The sequence below is a fragment of the Bradyrhizobium sp. SZCCT0231 genome (assembly GCF_018130245.1).
In the GTDB taxonomy this organism is placed as follows: Bacteria; Pseudomonadota; Alphaproteobacteria; order Rhizobiales; family Xanthobacteraceae; genus Bradyrhizobium; species Bradyrhizobium japonicum_F.
In genome coordinates this window covers 45,157-62,539 of the sequence record NZ_JAFCKP010000025.1, presented here as the reverse complement: position 1 = coordinate 62,539, position 17,383 = coordinate 45,157, and the positions used below count along the sequence as shown (strand labels likewise).

Annotated in this window: 16 protein-coding genes; 4 read left to right on the top strand and 12 right to left on the bottom strand. The window is 65.1% G+C overall.

Annotated elements, in window-relative coordinates; translation table 11 throughout:
- On the bottom strand, window positions 1–533 hold a 533-nt coding region (locus JQ566_RS32405; protein WP_212379964.1), incomplete at its 3' end, for a porin.
- A 515-nt stretch (window positions 534–1,048) separates the two neighbouring features.
- Between JQ566_RS32405 and JQ566_RS32400 the strand changes: the two genes are divergently transcribed.
- Window positions 1,049–1,528, top strand: coding sequence for a MarR family winged helix-turn-helix transcriptional regulator (locus JQ566_RS32400; RefSeq protein WP_212379963.1), 480 nt, complete (start codon window positions 1,049–1,051; stop codon window positions 1,526–1,528).
- Between the two features lie 81 nt (window positions 1,529–1,609).
- On the opposite strand, the gene JQ566_RS32395 is transcribed toward JQ566_RS32400, so the two are convergent.
- A complete protein-coding gene (locus JQ566_RS32395) occupies window positions 1,610–2,692 on the bottom strand; it encodes an alpha/beta hydrolase (RefSeq protein WP_212379962.1) in 1,083 nt (360 codons plus the stop codon).
- A gap of 892 nt (window positions 2,693–3,584) precedes the next feature.
- Here JQ566_RS32395 and JQ566_RS32390 point away from each other — a divergent pair.
- Window positions 3,585–4,649 carry a ketopantoate reductase family protein gene (locus JQ566_RS32390; protein WP_212379961.1) on the top strand — a complete coding sequence of 355 codons (1,065 nt, stop codon included), beginning with the start codon at window positions 3,585–3,587 and terminating at the stop codon, window positions 4,647–4,649.
- Between the two features lie 26 nt (window positions 4,650–4,675).
- On the opposite strand, the gene JQ566_RS32385 is transcribed toward JQ566_RS32390, so the two are convergent.
- Complete coding sequence (locus tag JQ566_RS32385) at window positions 4,676–5,260, bottom strand: LysE family translocator (protein WP_212379960.1); 585 nt, start codon at window positions 5,258–5,260, stop codon at window positions 4,676–4,678.
- 464 nt (window positions 5,261–5,724) lie between these two features.
- Here JQ566_RS32385 and JQ566_RS32380 point away from each other — a divergent pair, with 464 nt between their 5' ends.
- Both JQ566_RS32380 and JQ566_RS32375 read left to right on the top strand, forming a co-directional pair.
- Complete coding sequence (locus JQ566_RS32380; protein ID WP_212379959.1) at window positions 5,725–6,543, top strand: YkgJ family cysteine cluster protein; 819 nt, start codon at window positions 5,725–5,727, stop codon at window positions 6,541–6,543.
- 105 nt (window positions 6,544–6,648) lie between these two features.
- Complete coding sequence (locus JQ566_RS32375; protein ID WP_212379958.1) at window positions 6,649–8,163, top strand: helicase HerA domain-containing protein; 1,515 nt, start codon at window positions 6,649–6,651, stop codon at window positions 8,161–8,163.
- Between the two features lie 26 nt (window positions 8,164–8,189).
- Here the strand turns inward: JQ566_RS32375 and JQ566_RS32370 are convergent, their stop codons facing one another.
- From JQ566_RS32370 to JQ566_RS32330, 9 genes are all read right to left on the bottom strand, one after another.
- A complete protein-coding gene (locus tag JQ566_RS32370; RefSeq protein ID WP_212379957.1) occupies window positions 8,190–9,266 on the bottom strand; it encodes a HoxN/HupN/NixA family nickel/cobalt transporter in 1,077 nt (358 codons plus the stop codon).
- 103 nt (window positions 9,267–9,369) lie between these two features.
- Window positions 9,370–10,107, bottom strand: coding sequence for an ABC transporter ATP-binding protein (locus tag JQ566_RS32365; RefSeq protein WP_212379956.1), 738 nt, complete (start codon window positions 10,105–10,107; stop codon window positions 9,370–9,372).
- Window positions 10,104–10,952, bottom strand: a complete 849-nt coding sequence (locus tag JQ566_RS32360) for an ABC transporter ATP-binding protein (RefSeq protein ID WP_212379955.1) — start codon at window positions 10,950–10,952, stop codon at window positions 10,104–10,106. Before JQ566_RS32360 ends, JQ566_RS32365 begins: the two co-directional genes overlap by 4 nt.
- The gene (locus tag JQ566_RS32355; RefSeq protein ID WP_212379954.1) at window positions 10,952–12,775 is read right to left on the bottom strand and encodes an ABC transporter permease; all 1,824 of its coding nucleotides are present in this window, start codon (window positions 12,773–12,775) and stop codon (window positions 10,952–10,954) included. The genes JQ566_RS32360 and JQ566_RS32355 overlap by 1 nt, the downstream gene beginning before the upstream one ends.
- 96 nt (window positions 12,776–12,871) lie before the next feature.
- Window positions 12,872–14,029: an ABC transporter substrate-binding protein gene (locus JQ566_RS32350; protein ID WP_212379953.1), complete on the bottom strand. Its 1,158-nt coding sequence runs from the start codon at window positions 14,027–14,029 to the stop codon at window positions 12,872–12,874.
- Between the two features lie 59 nt (window positions 14,030–14,088).
- Window positions 14,089–14,664 carry an alkylhydroperoxidase domain protein gene (locus JQ566_RS32345; protein WP_212379952.1) on the bottom strand — a complete coding sequence of 192 codons (576 nt, stop codon included), beginning with the start codon at window positions 14,662–14,664 and terminating at the stop codon, window positions 14,089–14,091.
- Between the two features lie 11 nt (window positions 14,665–14,675).
- Complete coding sequence (locus tag JQ566_RS32340; protein WP_212379969.1) at window positions 14,676–15,275, bottom strand: CMD domain protein; 600 nt, start codon at window positions 15,273–15,275, stop codon at window positions 14,676–14,678.
- 37 nt (window positions 15,276–15,312) lie between these two features.
- Entirely contained in the window at window positions 15,313–16,350 is a 1,038-nt protein-coding gene (locus JQ566_RS32335) for a putative FMN-dependent luciferase-like monooxygenase (protein ID WP_212379950.1), read from the bottom strand.
- Window positions 16,351–16,498: 148 nt separating this feature from the next.
- Entirely contained in the window at window positions 16,499–17,281 is a 783-nt protein-coding gene (locus JQ566_RS32330; protein ID WP_212379948.1) for a MetQ/NlpA family ABC transporter substrate-binding protein, read from the bottom strand.
- Window positions 17,282–17,383 lie beyond the last annotated feature (102 nt).

Below are 17,383 nucleotides of genomic sequence, written 5' to 3'. Positions count from 1 at the left end.
TTACCCATGGTGAAGCCGGCGAACTGGATGAAGGCATAGTAGACGCCGAGCGAACCGCCCGAGGTACCGCCGTCCGTGGAGTTGATGGTGGTGGTGCCAGCCGTCGTGGCCGTGTAGCCAGTCGTGCCCGTAGCGGAGCCCGTGCCGACGTAGCCACCGGTGGTCCAGGTGAACGTCGCATCGAAGAAGGTGCGGACGACGCCGTATTCGGTGGCGGTGCGCGTGTCGATGTTGAGGTCTTCACGAGCGCGCATCGAATATTGGTTGCTCAGGCGATTGTGCGCACCGGCCGGAGCGCCATTCGAGATGCCGTAGTGGCTGTTGGTGTTGAACGCGACTTCGGCGCGCAGGTAACCACCCAGCTTGATGCAGGTGTCGGTGCCCGGGATGTAATAGAAGCCGGCGCCGTACAGCGAGCAGATCTTCACGTATTCGACGGCCTTGGCCTTCACGGGCAGATCGGCAGCGAACGCCCCGGAGGCGGCCATCAGGCCGGCAGCCGAACCGAGCAAAAGCGTCTTCGTCAACTTCATTAGGTAAACCTCCAGGTCGATTCAGGGGGCTCGGCTTCCTCGGAGGACACCGCTTCACCCTCATAATTTCCGTTCAATTCAGATCCGCACTGAAGGTCCGGACTGAAACGACAGTGAGGTGCCCCCCCTCCGTCGTGGGTTCACGTATAGTTTATAAAAACAATCGCCTCAATTCATTGATTTGGTGAAGCGAAAGTTCGGAAGGGGGTGTTGCCTACGAGCAACAGCGGAATGCAGGACGCGACATAACCGATTGAAATAAAAGAGAAAGCCCTCAGGGGGCATCCCGAGGGCTTTCTTGGAGGTCTCACATCGCTGTCCGTTGACGCTGGTCAAGAGCAGCAAATTCTGAGTGCCGGAGACGTAACTTAATCAATTTATTTCTGCAAGCGTTAAGTGGCGACACGATTTCCCCAATGAGGTTTTCCGCGTACGATATGCGAGACGGCTTCCCAATATCCCGGTAAAAGGCCGATCAAAGACAAAAAGAAAAATGATCAAGGGGAGAAGGCCATATGATCGAGAGGAAGCTCGACCGGGCGATTACAGACTTCATCTGGAACGTCGTCGAAATTCACGCTCAGCTGGAGGACATTCACACCAGCTGGGCCGGACTGCTGGGCATTACCCAGCCGCAATGGCTGATCCTGATGGCGATCACTGAACTGGACGAGGGGCGCGGCGTCGCCGGCATCGACATCGCCAACAAGCTGCGGGTCCACCCGGCCTTCGTGACCAACCAGACCAAGACCCTCGAAAAGGGCGGCCTTCTGTCGCGGCGACCGGCTGCGGACGATGCCCGCTTCGTCCTGATGTCGCTCACGACGAAGGCGACGACGGAGATCGAAAAATTGTCGAAGAGAAAGCTCGCCTTGAATTCGACGATGTTCAACGATCTCGACGAGAAGACCTTGGCTGAATTGAACGCTTCGCTCGCAACCATCGCCAAGAACGCCCGGCTGGCTGCGCGATTGCTGGCTATCGACGCGTCCTGATCCGCTGATGCCGGGCGCACAATGGGCACCGGGCCGGCGCCGTGGTCGTCGCGCCAGGTCCTCCGGTGCCCGCCGGCCAAGCTAGAGGCGGGTCACTGGATCAAGCTGACGGGCAGTTCCAAGCTTGCTGTCGAGCCATTCGAAAATGAAGTCGTCAACCGCGATGAAATTCTCGACCTCGCCGAGCGGGTGCGGGACGTTGTTGGGCACCACGACCGTGCAATCAGCCCCAATCTGCCGATAGCCGGCTTGCAGCTCGAGGGCATCCTGCTCCCACATCATGGAGCGGCTCCCGACGACCATGAGCAGCGGGCACGGGACGCGACGCTGCGGGAGCATTGCCTCGCTCGAGACCCGGTCAGGAACGGCCGGCCCGAAGCCGGTCATCAAGCGAAGTGACGCCTGACACATGACGGTGGTCGCAAGCCCGCCGTCGCACACGGCCGCCGCGATCCTGCGATCCGAGAGCGCGAGGCGGGAGGCATGAGAGGCGCCGGCCCCTTCGCCGTAGATTCCGATCCGCCGCGGGTCGACATCGGGGCGAGCTTCCAGATAGTCCAACCAGAGCTGAAGCCTGTGCTCCGGCTTGAAGGAGCGATCAACGCTAGAATTGCCGGCATCAACGAGCAGCAGCGACATGGCCCCGCAGAGCGCGGCTGGCAACAGCCTGCTCATCATCGAGCCCAAAGTGGCGTCGTCGTCACCGACGCAGATCACCGCCGGCGCGGCAGACCCGCGACGAAGCGCCGGCAGAAAGAAGCCAGCCAGAGCGCCTTGGTCGAAGCAGTCGATCCTGACGCGCTCGATCGCCAGACCAGCCTCGGTCTCGAGGCGTCTCAGGCTGGTGCCGACCTCGTCTGCGAGGACGGCGCTCTCGGCGTCTCCCGGACAAGACAGACTTCTGACGACTTCAAGGGCCGTCAACGAACATAGCCACGCTTCCCCGGCAATCGGAGAGGAACGCGTTTCGCGCGCAGCTTCGGCCAATGTCCGGTAGTCGTCTGCGACCCTCAACCAATCTGAAATCCACAGATGCCGGTGCGTCTCACGCGCAAGCTCTGCGACAGACAGGCTTTCGAAAAATTGCGATGCGCGATCCCGCAAGCGTGCCAGGTTTCGACCGGCGCCGTCGCACGAGCGGTGAGGCCAATGATCACCTTCCATGTCAGTCCCCCGAACGGCGCCGTCAACGGTTGCCCGGACTTGCGTCCAGAACTGCCGGCTTCTGCGCAGCGCCGTGCACGCCTGCTCGATGCGAAGGCAGGCACGCCTGATCGCGTCCATTGCGCTTGCATCTGCTGATGCTATCCGCCTCGTCGATCTGTTTCGCTGCGATTCCGCGCAGTGACACGACACCATGCCCCGCGCGGGATCGCGCATTTGACGCAGCGAGACCCCATCCGATGTTCGTTTCGTCTTCGCTTCGCGCAGTCAAGGGCACTGGACCACACGGTGTGTCGCCCCCATCAGCCGGTCTCAAAACAAGTTGCACGCCGGCTCCAACTCAATCGTCACGCCTCAGCTCCATTGCTGACATACAGTTATGGCCCCACGCCACTTTGCCATTTTTACCGTCCTGCGTTTGCAGTTTTTTGTTGCGGCTGACGACTAAAAATTGGCTGCCATTCGATGACAGAAGAGGCATGAGCAGTATCGGCCTCTCATGAACGTCTTATGGCGCATCCGGCGCGCCGCCAATCACCGCCGCAATGGATGATGCGGTCGATTGCCGTTTCATCGACGAGACGACTCCCCGCTCAGCTCATTCGCGCACCGCTTGGCGGTGTACGATCGCCTCTCCCTGACGAGCCGGATGAGACTTGCATTCTGGACTTCGGGAAATGGCTTGTTTCAGGCCAACGAACGGATCTGCAGGCCCCTGGTCGGACGGGATCCGTCACATTTCGGTCGCCACGGCACGACCGGGATCGCCTTCTGCATCTTGTATGCATTATCCCAGTTGCCATTGCCGGCCACTTCGCTTTACATGCCGGCAAATGCCCCTCGGACGACGGCCGAGGCGCAAAAAATCACATCACATTCCAAGGGACGGAGCATGGCCCGCAACATATTGATTCTCGGAGCTTCTTACGGCTCGCTGCTGGGCACGAAGCTGCTGATGGCCGGGCACAACGTGACCCTGGTCTGCCGCGCCAAGACCGCAGAGCTGATCAATCGCGACGGTACCGAGGTGCGCATCAAGTTGCGTGACGAGCCGGTGCATCGGGGCATTTTCTCACGCGACCTGCCCGGCAAGCTCGATGCGGTGACGCCCGCCAATGTCGACCTCTCCCGTTACGATCTGGTCGGCCTTGCGATGCAGGAGCCGCAATACACCAATCACACGGTACGCGTTCTCATGATCAAGATCGCCGCGGCGAAGCTGCCGTGCCTTTCGATCATGAACATGCCGCCGCTGCCCTATCTGAAGCGGATTCCGGCGCTCGCGGACATGGATCTCGAGGAGGCCTACACCAATGCGCAGGTGTGGGAGCGGTTCGAGCCGGGGCTGGTGACGCTGTGCTCGCCCGATCCGCAGGCATTCCGTCCGCCGGAAGAGGCCGCCAACGTGCTTCACGTCGGCCTTCCCACCAATTTCAAGGCATCGGTCTTTGCCGACGAGAAGCACAACAAGCTGCTGCGCGAGTTAGAGGCCGACATCGACGCGGTGACGCTCGACGGCCACGACGTGCCGGTGAAGCTGAAAGTGTTCAACTCATTGTTCGTGCCGCTGGCGAAATGGTCGATGTTGCTCACCGGCAATTACCGCTGCATCACGCCCAATGAGCCACAGTCGATCCGCGACGCCGTGCATGGCGATCTCAAGCGCTCGCAGACGATCTACGACCATGTCGACGCGATCGCTCGCCGGCTCGGCGCCGAACCGCAGGACCAGGTGCCGTTCGCGAAATATGCCAAGGCCGCCGAGAGTCTGCTCAAGCCGTCTTCGGCGGCGCGCGCGGTCGCGAGCGGCGCGCCCTTCATCGAGCGCGTCGACCTCCTGGTGAAGCTGATCTCGCACCAGCTCGGCGTGCCCAACGCCGAGATCGACCGCACCGTCGACACCGTGGACCAGAAGCTGAACGAGAAGATCGTGCAGGGCGGATCCGGCGCGCAGTAGCGCGCCGTTTCCAGCGACGTCGGCGCTCAGGCGATCAGGAACGATTGGAGCCAGATCAGGCCGGTCACGGCGACCAGCGTGACCGCGCCGGTGCGCGCGATCAGGTCGGGATGACCGAGGCGGCGGGCGCCGCGGCCGAGCGTTGCGCCCAGAATGATCCACGCACCGCCGGCGGTAAAAATCTGAAGTGCGACCACGCCGAGCCAGGGCAACAGTTCAAGCGGCCCGGCCCCAGCCGGCAGAAGCAGGAAAGCGAAGACCAGCGCTTTCGGGTTCAACAGGGTCGTCAGCAGCACCTGACCGAATGTCACCGCAGCACCCCCGCGCAGCTCGCGTGTGTTGACGCGCCAGAGCATGACGGCGAGGCAAAGGATGTAGATGGTCACAGCGACGCGGAGCATGACTGCCGCAATCGGGATGTCGCTGATAACGGGACCAAGCGCCAGCCGCAGCACTGCGATCGCCAGCAGATAGCCGCACAGTTCCGCCGCGAGCAGACGAAGGGAGCGCGAGATGCCAGCCCCTGCGCCTGATGTCGCGAGCAAGGTGTTGGTCGGCCCCGGCACCGCCAGCAGGAAATAGGTCGCCGTGAAGAAGGTCAGAAAAGTCATACGGTTGGATAGCAGGTCTCGCGCGCACCGATCTTGATCTGCGTCATTCCGTGCAGCGGCGTGGGATCGCCTCTCTGCACCGCCGCTCACCTGGTCCGGCGCAGCACTGTTCCCAGTGTGGCGCAAACTCAACGATAGTCCTCAAGTCACGCGATCGGGTCGCCCTCAGATCGTGCTCGCGCGCGAAGCACTGATGTCACGACTGCGTGAGACGACCGCATGCCGCTCGTCATATCCCGGCGCTTCGCGGGCAAAGCAGGCCGATTCCGGCGCGAAATGAGCTCCTTCACGTGCAGGTCCTTCATTCGCGCAAACGTTGCATGCGCGCAGGACGGGCTCGGCTTCTTGCCCAGCCACAAAGAGATGAGCACCATATCTTTCCAAATCAGGTTTCTGAGACCTGTTTGCCGGTCCGTTGTCCGGTGTGATCGCAATTGCACGGCTGAGAGAACAAGAACAACAAAATGGATCAGACGATGCTGAGCGTCGTCCGCGCAGTGGAGGCAGGCGCGACGACGATGAAGGGCGTGATCGACGCCACCGGACTATCCCGCCTCAAGATCGAACGTGCGCTGACCGCGCTGGAGAAGCAGAAGCTGCTGGTCCGTGACGGCCAGGGCTTTCGCGCGACCGGCCTGCCGAAGGCCGCGCGTCCCGCCCGGCAGTGCGGATCGTGCAACGCCTGCTGCGATATCCTCGAAGTGGCCGCCGTCGACAAGCCGGTGAACCAGCTGTGCCGGCATTGGCAGAAAGGGACCGGATGCACCATTTACGACCGCCGCCCGCAGATGTGCCGATCGTTCACCTGCGCCTGGCTGCAGGGCCATCTCGATGACGACTGGTTTCCCGAGAAAGCCGGCCTCGTGGTGCATTTCAGCCAGGACGCCGTCAATGTCACCGTCGACGATGATTGCCCGGAGCGCTGGCGCGAGGAGCCGTATTTCAGCAAGCTCGCCGAATGGTCGCTGAACGGCATCAGGCGGATCGGAAACCGGGGCTATGCCACCCTCGTCGTCTCCGGCACTGAGCGCTTCCTGCTGCTTGGACGCACCGTCGTTCCCGAGCCGACGCTATCAGGCACCGCGTTCCTGCCGCTCACGGCCGACACGTTCCGATTCTGGAAGGCGACGTCGCCGGAGCATCTGCAGCGGTTGCACGAGCGAATCGCCGAGATCGAGCGGATCAGGCAGGAATTCGGCTCCTGCGCGATCCCGGAGAGCGAGGACGACGATCCGCAAGCCCCCTATCGGCCCGCACTTCTGCGGCAATCGAATCACGCCTGAACGCCGCCGTGGGCAACACGGCACGATTCGTCCTGGGCCGCTCGACGCGCTGCGGCGGGATTGATAAGCCCCTGTCCGCCAATGATGGGGACTTGAGTCGGGGACATGACGGTTGCGATCGAGATGGGGCAGACCACGGCAGGCGCCGCGGCCGCCATGGACCTCGAGGAACTGCTGGCGACCCGCCTCCTGGTGCAGGGCAATTCGGGCTCCGGCAAATCGCACCTGCTACGGCGGCTGCTGGAGCAGAGCGCGCCCTGGGTACAGCAGGCCATCATCGACCCCGAAGGCGACTTCGTTACCCTGGCCGAGCGCTTCGGCCATCTGGTGATCGAGGCCGAGGACCACACCGAGCGCGGCCTTCAGGTCGCCGGCGAGCGCGCGCGGCTGCATCGCGTCTCCACCGTGCTCAATCTCGAAGGTCTCGACGCCGAGAACCAGATGCGGCGCGCCGCGGCGTTCCTCGGCGGCCTGTTCGACGTCGACCGCAACCATTGGTATCCGATGCTCGTCGTCGTCGACGAAGCGCAGCTGTTCGCGCCGGCCGTGGCTGGCGAAGTCTCGGACGAGGCGCGCAAGCTGTCGCTCGGCGCAATGACCAATCTGATGTGCCGCGGCCGCAAGCGCGGCCTTGCCGGCATCATCGCGACCCAGCGCCTGGCGAAGCTTGCCAAGAACGTCGCAGCGGAAGCCTCCAACTTCCTGATGGGCCGCACCTTCCTCGATATCGACATGGCCCGCGCCGCCGACCTGCTCGGCATGGAGCGGCGGCAGGCGGAAGCCTTTCGCGATCTCGAGCGCGGCCAGTTCATGGCGCTGGGACCTGCGCTGTCACGCCGTCCGCTGCGTCTGAACATCGGCCCGACCGACACCAGCCCGCGCAATTCGACGCCGCGGCTGATGCCGCTGCCGGAGGCGACGCTGGAGGATGCGCGCGCCGTGATCCTGGCGGCGCCGCCGCCGGATGCCAGCCGGCCGCAGCGCCGGCCCGCACCGGATTTGCTGGAGCAGCTCCGGGCGGCGAAAGCCGCCGCCGCGCCGGAGATCCGGCCCGAGGCGGTCGAGGTGCCGGTCAGCGCCGAAGAGCTCGCGGAGCGGCGCGAACGTGTCGACCGCACGTTGCGCGCCGTGCTGGCCGAGCCCGACGCCGGCTTCCGCGCCATCGGCGTTCTCTATCAGGAATTCGTGGTCCGCTGCCGCATCGAGGGGCTCGGCGCGGCGGTGCCCGATCTCAACGAATTCCGCCGCATGCTGACGCATGCGCGCGCCGGGCTCGGCACTGATCTCGCCGATGACGACGCCTGGCAGGACGTCTCGCTGCGCGCCTCGATCCTGCCCGACGACATGCAGGGCGTGTTCATGATGATCGCGCGCGCGGCGAAAGAAGGCTGGCCGTGCCCAGGCGATGCCGCGATCGCCCGCGCCTATGGCTCGCATTCGCTGCGCCGCGCGCAGCGGCTGCTCAGCTATATGGAGGAGCAGGGCCTGATCGTCTGTCAGCTCGACGGCGGCGGACGCCGCATCGTGACGCTGGTGGAGCTGGCCTGGGCCACGGCGCCAGGCGATCCCAATGGCGATGATTTGCCGCTGGAGCAGGTCGCGAGCGCGGCTTCGCTCTGAGCTGCGGATTCAGAGGCGTCTCATCCTCACGCCGCCTCGGTCGCACCGAATCCGCGGGCCGCATCGGACGAACGACGCGCCTCGTCCGCAAACATGCGGCGATAGAGCAGGACTGAGACGAGCCAGGCCAGCGCGAACAGCGCGATCACCACGAAGCCGACATTGGCAAGCGACTCATTGAGGCCCTCGACCAGCGTCCACATGCCGCCGGAGAGGCCGAGCCGATCCGCGATCAGGCCGAACGCCTCGACGCCCCCGATGAACAGCGCGACCGCGACCGAAGCGCCCGTGATCGTGAGATTGTACCAGAGCTTCCGCAGGGGATCGACGAAGGCCCAGCGATAGGCGCTGACCATCAGCGCGGAATCGGCGGTGTCGACCAGCGCCATGCCTGACGCAAATAGCGCGGGAAAGACCAGGACATCGGCGAGCGAGGCGCCGCGCGCGGCTTCGCCGGCGGAGATGCTGAGCAGGCTGATCTCCGTTGCGGTGTCGAAGCCAAGCCCGAACAGGAATCCAAGCGGATACATGTGCCACGGCTTCGTCACCAGGCGGAACATCGGACCGATCAGGCGCGCGAGGACGCCGCGGCTGGCAAGCAGCGCGTCAAGCTGCGCAGCATCGTGGACGCCCTGCTCCCGCGCCGAACGAAAGGTCCGCCACAGGCCGGCGAAGATGGCGAGGTTGATGGCCGCGATCGCCAGCAGAAACAGTGCCGACACCGATGTGCCGACGAAGCCGCCGATCTCCTTGAGCAGGCTGTCGCCGCCAAGGCTGACCACACCGAGCGCCAGCAGCATGGTTGCAACCACGACCACGGTGGAATGGCCGAGCGCGAAATAGAGCCCGACGCTGCGCGGTGCGCTGCCCGCCTGCATCAGCTTGCGCACGACGTTGTCGATGGCGGCGATGTGGTCGGCATCGACGGCGTGACGCAGACCGAACACCCAGGCGAGCCCCGCCGTCGCCATCACCGTCGGCCGGTCGCCGAACAGCGCGAAGGCCCAGGCCCACGCGGCAACATTGGCGGCGACGAGCCCGCCGAACAGCAACGCCACCCCGGGCTCGACCGCCCGCAAAGACCATCTCGTCACGACAACCATTCCGTCCGTTGCACGCCCCGTCGCGCCACCGGTATGATATTTTCACAGGATGGTCATACTGACCAGTGCAATTCCAGGCAGTCCAGACGAGTCTTGCGCAGAGCTACGCCGCCTCGGAACCACCCAAATAGGCGTCGCGGACGCGGGAATCGTCCTTCAAGGTCCGCGCCGGGCCGGAGAGCACGATCCTGCCGGTCTGGAGCACATAGGCTTCATGCGCGATCTCGAGCGCGAGGCTGGCGTTCTGCTCGACCATGAACACCGACACGCCTGCCTGATTGATGGTGCGGATCAGCTCCAGCACGCGATCGACATAGAGCGGCGACAGGCCCATGGTCGGCTCGTCCATCACGATCATGCGGGGCCGGCTCATCAGCGCACGCGCCATCGCCACCATCTGCTGCTCGCCACCGGACAGGGAGCCTGCGCGCTGCGACAGCCGCTGGCCAAGCTTCGGAAACAGCGTCAGCATCCTCTCGAGATCCCGGGCCACGGCATCGCGGTCGTTGCGCACGAAAGCGCCCATCAGGATGTTTTCGCGCACGCTCATGTCCGCGAACAGCCGCCGCGCCTCCGGCACCGAGGCGATGCCGCGGCGGACGATCTGCGGCGTGGAGAGGCCGATCAGCGAGGCGCCGTCAAACGTCACCTCGCCCGAACGCGGCTTCACCAGACCCAAAATGATCTTCATCGTCGTCGACTTGCCGCTGGCATTGCCGCCGAGCAGGCAGACGATGTGGCCGCGCGCGACCGTGATCGACAGGTCGAAATGCACCTGGGCCTGGCCGTAGAAGGTGTTGACGTTCGACAGCGCCAGCAGCGGTTCGGGTGCGCTCGTCATGCCGCGCTCTCCTGCTCCGTCACACCCGACAGGCCGTGGCCGAGATAGGCCTCGATCACCTTGGGATCGGTTCGCACCTGTTCGCCCGGACCTTCCGCGATCTTCTTGCCCTCGTCCATGACGATGACGCGGTCGGACAGGCGCATCACCATTTCCAGCTTGTGCTCGATCAGGAGGATGGTCAGCCCTTCGGCTTTCAGCTCGGCGACGAGCGCCTGCATCTCCGCAGTCTCGGTCGGGTTCATGCCGGCGGTCGGCTCGTCCAGCAGCAAGAGGCGCGGCCTCAGCGCCAGAGCGCGGGCGATCTCGACCCGGCGGCGGTTGGCGTAGGACAGGCTATAGGCCGGCTGGTCGATGCGCGGCAGCAGCCGCTCGCCGAAGCGGGCGAGGATCGCTTTCACTTCTTCCCGCAGCCGCTCCTCCTCGTCCTTGACACGCGCAGGACGCAGCAGGGCCAGGCCAAGCTCCAAGAGCGGGCCGATCACCGGCACGGCCGGCCTCACCGCGCGCAGCCGCGTGTGGGCGCCGATCAGGACGTTGTCCATGACGCTGAGATTGCCGAAGACGCGGCCGAGCTGGAAGGTGCGCGCGATGCCTTCGGCCGCGAGCCGCTCCGGCGACAGGCCGGTGATGTCCTGACCTTCGAAGCTGACAGTGCCGGCGTCGGGCCGGTCCAGTCCGGTGACCAGGTTGAACAGCGTCGTCTTGCCGGCGCCGTTCGGTCCGATGATGCTGATGAGCTCGCCCTTGGCGAGGTCGAGGTCGATGGCATCGACCGCGGTGAGGCCGCCGAAACGGCGCGTCAGCCCGCGCAGGGACAGCATGGGATTGTGCCGCTCCGCCATCAGATCGTCCCCAACAGGCCCTGAGGCCTGAATCGCACGAGGAGCAGCAGCACGATGCCGTAGATCAGGATACGATACTCAGCCGCGATCCTGAAGACTTCGGGCAGGCCGACCAGCGCGACAGATCCGACAATCGCGCCGACGACGTTGCCGAGGCCGCCGAGGATGACGACGGTCAGCGCCAGGATGGATTGCTGCGTGTTGAAGGTCTCGTGGTTGATGTAGGAGTAGAGATGCGCGGCGATGCCGCCGCTGACGCCGGCGGCGAAGCCGCCGAAGATGAAGGCCAGCGACTTGTAGCGGTTCAGGCTGAGGCCATAGGCGCGCGCGGCGATGTCGTCGTCGCGGATGGCGCGGAAGCTGCGCCCGAGATGCGAAGTGAGCAGCCGCCCCTGGAGCAGCGCCAGCACGAGCATCACCGCAAGGCTGAACCAGTAGACCGAGGACGGGCTGATCAGGTCGTAGCCGAACAGCGACAGCGGCGGGATGCCGGAGATGCCGATCGGGCCGCGCGTGACGCTCTCCCAGTTCAGGATCACCAGCGACACGATCTCGCCGATCGCGAGGGTCGCGATCGACACATAATGCCCGCGCAGGCGGAAGGAGGGCGAGATCAGGAGCGTACCGAGCGCAGCGCTCATCAGGCCGCCACCGATGATGGCGAGGCCGACCGGAACGGCCGATGTCAGCGACAGCAGCGCGGAGGTATAGGCGCCGATCGCGAGCAGCGCGGCGTGCCCAAGCGAGACCTGCCCGATCGTGCCCGCGACCAGCGTCAGGCTGAGCGCGAGCATGCCGAGCAGCCAGGCGTTGATCAGGGTCTGGAGCACGTAGAAGGACACCGGGAAGAACGGCAGGACCGCGAAGCCAGCGGCAGCGACGGCCAAGGCCCAGCGCGGAATGCGCACCGGGCGGCTCGGCGCGATGAAGGTGCCGGTGAGCGGCTCGGGCGGCGCCTGCCGGGCGCTGACGAACAAGCCGTTCGGCCGCAGCACGAGCACGACAACGAGAAGCAGGAATGCGAACAGATTGCGATAGCTGGTGCCGAACACGGCGACGCCGTAGCTCTCGACCAGTCCCAGCAGCAGGCTGCCGATGACCGCACCGGGCACGTTGCCGGCGCCGCCGACGACTTCCGCGACGACGCCCTTCAGCGTCGCCTGAAGGCTCATCGCGGTGTCGATCTGGTTGTAGTACATGCCGACCAGCATGCCGGAGACGCCGCCGAGCGCCGCCGCGATGCCGAACACGGCCTGGTTGACGCGGTTGACGTCGACACCCATCTGCATCGCAGCGTCGCGGTCCTGCGACGCCGCGCGCACCGCCCAGCCGAGCTTGCTGTAGCGCAGGAACACGAACAGCAGCAGCGCGCTGGTGATGCCGACGCCGGCGATGAGCAGATCAAGCGGCCCGATCGTGCCGCCGCCGAGCTGGAAGCGAACATCAGGCAGTTGGCTCGGCAGCGCGCGCGGATTGGGCGAGAAGGTCAGCATCACCAATTGATCGAGCACGAAGCTGATGCCGATCGTCGCGAGCAGCGGCGCGATGCGCACCGAGTTCTGCAGCGGCCGCAGGCCGAACCGCTCGATGATCAAGCCGACCGCCGCCGCGGCCGCCGCCACGACGATGATCGTGAGCGGCAGCGGCGTATGCAGCTGCACCACCGCAACCCAGCCGATATAGGCGCCGACCAGATAGATCGAGCCTTGCGCGAAGTTGATCAGCCGGCTGACGCCGAAGATCAGCGCGAGCCCGACCGCGACGAGGGCGTAGACATTACCGACGATCAGCCCGTTGATCGTGTAGTCGAGCCAGGAAGACAAGCGATGATCCCCGCGTAGAGAGAAGAGCGGCCGGAGCGATAAAGCGCGATGAGATCATCGCGCCTTGGTTTGTTTGCGCATGATCCGGCCATCAGATCAGGTCGGCTTGCCGTCCCAGAGCGCGAACTGGCCCTTGCGCACGACGAGTTCGGCGTTCATGGCTCCCTTGACGCGGCGGCTCTCGACGTCGAACGTCGCCTGGCCGAAGATGACGCTGGAGACGTCCTTCACCTTGGCAAAGGCGTCGCGGATGGCGCGGCGGTCGGTGCCGCCGATCTTGACCACGGCGGCCGCCATGTGCACCGCGTCATAGGAATAGGCGTTGAAGGCGTCGGGCTCCTGCCCGTTGTACTTGGCCTTGAAGCCCGCAATGAATTTCTTGACCTCGGGCCTGGGATCCTGGGGGAAATAACGCGTGCCGAGATGGACGTCCTCGACCGCCTCGCCGCCGAGCTCCAGGAATTTCGGCGAGTACACCGAGCTTGCCGCGCAGATGGTCTGCTTCAGGCCGACCTGGCGCGCCTGGCGGGCAATCAGCGCGCCGTCGGAATAATAGGAGATCAGGATCAGCCCGTCGGGATTGGCGTCGCGCACGCGCACGAGCGTGGAGCGGAAGTCGCGCTCCTCCGCGATGTAGCCCTCGGTGACCGCGACCTCCGCACCGTATTCCTTGGCCGCCTTGACAAAATGATCGCGGCTGGTGCGGCCCCAATCGGTGTTGAGGTGCAGCACCGCAAGCTTCTTCAGGCCGAGCCGCCTCACGGCATAGGACGCCAGCAACGGCTGCTCGTCGGCCTGGCTCACCGACGTGCTCCACATGAAGTCGCCGCCCTTGGTGAAGTCAGGGTGCGAATTGGTGAAGCCGAACTGCACCAGGCCGCCGCGCTGATAGATCGGGGAGGCCGCCATCGAGGCGGGACTCGAGAAATCACCGAGCTCCAGGACGATGCGGGGATCGGAGACGAATTTCTGGGCAATCGCCACCGACTGGCGCGGATCGCTCTGGCTGTCCTCGAACTGGTAGGCAAGCTTGCGGCCGTTGATGCCGCCGGCGGCGTGAATCTCGTCGAGCGCGAGATCAAAGCCCTGTTTCCACTGCGCGCCATATTGGGCGTTCGGTCCCGTGAGGGGGCCGCTGACGCCGAGCAGGATCGGCTCAGAGGACTGCGCCAGCGCGGCGCGCGAGAAGGCCGCTCCGGCCACCATGGTGGCGAGAGAGCCCCTGACCAGGGTACGGCGATCGATGTTGCTCATGCACGGCTCCGTCCATTCAATGTTGAGACAAGCAGCAATTCTTGTGCCGGTGAGATTGCCTATTTCGCGGGCTCGCCGAGCGACAGCATCAGCCGGTTCGCCCAGTTGAAGAACGAGGCGCCGTTGATGACGTCGACGATCTCGGCATCGTCGAGACCGGCGCGGCGCAGCTCCGCGATATTGTCAGGACCGAACGCGATTGGCGTTGCGGCCAGCGCCACCGAGGCCTTGACCACGGCGTTCCAGCGCTCGCCGAGATCGGCCCCGACGCCCTCGTCGAGCAGGCGCTGCACGTCGTCTCGGCGCTTGGAATAGGTGCTGGCAAAGCGCGCATGCACGGAGGCGCAATAGATGCAGCCGTTGTAACGCGAGGTTGCTGCCGCTGCGAGCTCGCGCTCGGCGCGCGGCAGGCCGTCGGCCACGTTGTAGAAGATGTCCTTGTCGGTCTTGGTGCGGGCTTCCAGCACCTCAGGGTCGCGCACCAGCAGGCGGAAATATTCCGACTTGGCGCGGGCACGATCGACAAGGCCGGCGAAGTGCCGCTCGGTCAGCTCAGCCTCGGGCAGCGGGGCGATCCACGAGACCCAGCCTAGCTCGTCCTGGGTGAAGACGACGGGCGGATTGACGGTACTCATGATGCAACCTCCTACACGCTTGCCGCTGCGAGCGTGCGCAAGCCGCTGACGACGCGCACCTGGAACGACAGGAACGCAACGAGCTGGGAGAACGTGACGATGCCGGTGGTCGACCAGCCGGCGGCCAGCAGCGCCTTCATATCGGCGGATGCGGCATCGCGCGGGCGGAACACCAGGAGATGCGCGTGCTCCAGTGCTGCGACCAGCCTGGGGCCGAAGGCGGACTTCCCCTCTGTGCTCACGCGATAGATCGGCCCGGCCTTGTTCTCGACCGACAGCGGGCCGGCCGGAAAGGCGCCATAGGGACCCGACGTCGTGCCGCGCGCGATCTCTGACTTGATCGGCTCGACCAGCGCCGCTCCATCCGCGTTCGCCGCGAGCTTCTCGCGATAGAAGGCGGCGACGGGGGACTCGCCATGGAGCCCGGTCACGAAGGCCGCGACCGCGGCGCGTTCGGCAAGCGAAAAATCGCTCGCGTCGATCGGCTCGAACAGCGAGAGATAGCTCTTCTGCGCGTTCTCGCGCGCCTGCAGGCGGCGCGCGCGGATGGCGTCCAGGGTGGAGCCCGGCTCGATGCCGGCAAGCGTGTCGATGATATCCTTCGGTGCCATCATTCAGCCTCGTGCAACGCGATCACATTCATCCCGGCTAACCTGCGAGAGCGACGTCTTTGGCTATCGTCCGGGTCCAGCCCAGCGCCGGCGCGACCTTCTCCGCGACGAGATCAATCGAGCGCAGGACATAGGGATGCGGCGCATCGACCGAATGCACCTGGAAGACGAGATCGGTCACCCGCTCCAGGGTGGCATCGGTGCGCAGCGAGGCGATGACTTCATCGGCGGCGCCGACATGGGTGTCGAACGCGGTGATCATCTCCTCCAGCGTCTCTCCCGGGGGAAGATGTCCGCCCTTCATGAATTGCGGCAGCGCGCGGCGCAGTCCGATGTCGGCGAGACGCATCGCCTCGCGATGGTCGTCGGCGACGAAGACGCTGCGCGAGGCCATGATGCGCGGCTCGCAGCCCGGCGGCAGTGCTGCGAGATAGGCGTCGATGATCGGGTTCTGGATCTCGGCGAGCGTCGCGTCCGGCGCGTCCTTGGATCGCGGCTGGGTGCGCGACAGCAGGAGGCCATCGCCGGCCTTGCCGGCCCGGGCGCCGCCGGCGACCGAGAATGTCGCCTGCCAGATGCGCTTGTCCAGTTGCGGCCGCTGCGGATAGAGCGTGTCGCCGCCGTCGAGCGGCTTGCCGACAAGCGCGGTGCGGACGATTTCGAGATTGCGTGCAAAGATCTCGTTGCGCTGGGCACTGTCGAGGCCGAAGGCGGCGAAGGCGGACGGGTTGCCGCCGGTGCCGACGCCGAGCTCGAAACGGCCGTTGCAGAGGAGATCGAGCACCGCGGCATCCTCCGCCACCCTCACCGCGTTCTCCAGCGGCAGCGTCACGATGCCGGTGCCGAGGCGGATGCGCGAGGTTTCGGCTGCGACGTAACCCAGGAAGGTGAAGGGCGACGGCAGGCCGCCCTCGCGCTCGTGGAAATGATGCTGTGCGATCCACGCGGAATCGAGGCCCGCCTGTTCGGCGCGGACGATCTGCTCGGCCGCGCAGCGATATCGCTCGGCGGCCGGGGCCTCGTCGAGCAGCCGCGTGAAGAAGCCCAGGCGTTTCAGGTTGGCAAAGCGTTTCATACGATCCCTGTCGGGCGAGGATGGGCCCCGATGATGTCGGTTGCCGCAGCTCCAGACAAGCGGACATTGCGCAGGGCACATACGCAAGGCTCATACGCAAGGCTGCCCGCCGGATCGCCCTTACATGGACTTTATGCGGGCAGACTGCCTACCAGCTCGGCAGCACCGCGCCCTTGAACTTGGTCAGGACGAACTCCTTGACCTCGGGCGTGTGATAGCTGTCCACGAGAATCTTGACCCAGGGCTTGTCCTTGTCGGCCGTGCGGACCGCGATCAGGTTGACGTAGGGCCCCTTCGGATCCTCGCGCAGGATCGGATCCTTGACCGGATCGAGGCCGGCCTGGGTTGCATAATTGGTGTTGATCGCGGCGGCGTCGACGTCGTCGAGCGCGCGCGGAGCCTGGGCCGCATCGACCTCGATGAATTTCAGCTTCCTGGGGTTGTCGGTGATGTCGAGCACCGTCGGCTTGAAGCCCGTGCCGTCCTTCAGCTTGATCACGCCCTTGTCGCGCAGCAACAGCAGCACGCGGCCGCCATTGGTCGGGTCGTTCGGGATCGAGACCTTGCCGCCCTCGGGGATATCGGCGAAGGCCTTGTGCTTCTTCGAATAGACGCCGATCGGGAAGTTCACGGTCAGGCCGACGGACTCGATCTTGTAGCCGCGATCGGCCTTCTGGTTGTCCAGATAAGGCTGGTTCTGGAACGAATTGGCCTGGATCTCGCCGGCATCGAGCGCGGCGTTCGGCACCACGTAATCGGAGAACTCGAGCAGCTGGATGTCGAGCCCCTGCTTGGCGGCGATCGGCTTCACGGCCTCGAGGATCTGCGCATGCGGCCCCGGCGTCACGCCAATCTTGATGGTCTCGGCGGTTGCTGCGGCGGACCAGACGGCGAGCACGGTCGAGAGTATGAAAGGGAGGCGAAACGACATCTTGGTCTCCGTAGGTCTGCGACAAATATGGAACCGTATTCGCTTCCCCGCCGCATGAAATCAATGAAATGGAAAACCATATTGTCGGGCCCCCGCGGACGC

Bases quoted from the DNA above. Each gene is read 5' to 3' on its own strand.
- JQ566_RS32400 (WP_212379963.1), top strand. From the start codon at position 1,049: ATGATCGAGAGGAAGCTCGACCGGGCGATTACAGACTTCATCTGGAAC.
- JQ566_RS32395 (WP_212379962.1), bottom strand. From the start codon at position 2,692: ATGGAAGGTGATCATTGGCCTCACCGCTCGTGCGACGGCGCCGGTCGA.
- JQ566_RS32390 (WP_212379961.1), top strand. From the start codon at position 3,585: ATGGCCCGCAACATATTGATTCTCGGAGCTTCTTACGGCTCGCTGCTG.
- JQ566_RS32385 (WP_212379960.1), bottom strand. From the start codon at position 5,260: ATGACTTTTCTGACCTTCTTCACGGCGACCTATTTCCTGCTGGCGGTG.
- JQ566_RS32380 (WP_212379959.1), top strand. From the start codon at position 5,725: ATGGATCAGACGATGCTGAGCGTCGTCCGCGCAGTGGAGGCAGGCGCG.
- JQ566_RS32375 (WP_212379958.1), top strand. From the start codon at position 6,649: ATGACGGTTGCGATCGAGATGGGGCAGACCACGGCAGGCGCCGCGGCC.
- JQ566_RS32370 (WP_212379957.1), bottom strand. From the start codon at position 9,266: ATGGTTGTCGTGACGAGATGGTCTTTGCGGGCGGTCGAGCCCGGGGTG.
- JQ566_RS32365 (WP_212379956.1), bottom strand. From the start codon at position 10,107: ATGACGAGCGCACCCGAACCGCTGCTGGCGCTGTCGAACGTCAACACC.
- JQ566_RS32360 (WP_212379955.1), bottom strand. From the start codon at position 10,952: ATGGCGGAGCGGCACAATCCCATGCTGTCCCTGCGCGGGCTGACGCGC.
- JQ566_RS32350 (WP_212379953.1), bottom strand. From the start codon at position 14,029: ATGAGCAACATCGATCGCCGTACCCTGGTCAGGGGCTCTCTCGCCACC.
- JQ566_RS32345 (WP_212379952.1), bottom strand. From the start codon at position 14,664: ATGAGTACCGTCAATCCGCCCGTCGTCTTCACCCAGGACGAGCTAGGC.
- JQ566_RS32340 (WP_212379969.1), bottom strand. From the start codon at position 15,275: ATGGCACCGAAGGATATCATCGACACGCTTGCCGGCATCGAGCCGGGC.
- JQ566_RS32335 (WP_212379950.1), bottom strand. From the start codon at position 16,350: ATGAAACGCTTTGCCAACCTGAAACGCCTGGGCTTCTTCACGCGGCTG.
- JQ566_RS32330 (WP_212379948.1), bottom strand. From the start codon at position 17,281: ATGTCGTTTCGCCTCCCTTTCATACTCTCGACCGTGCTCGCCGTCTGG.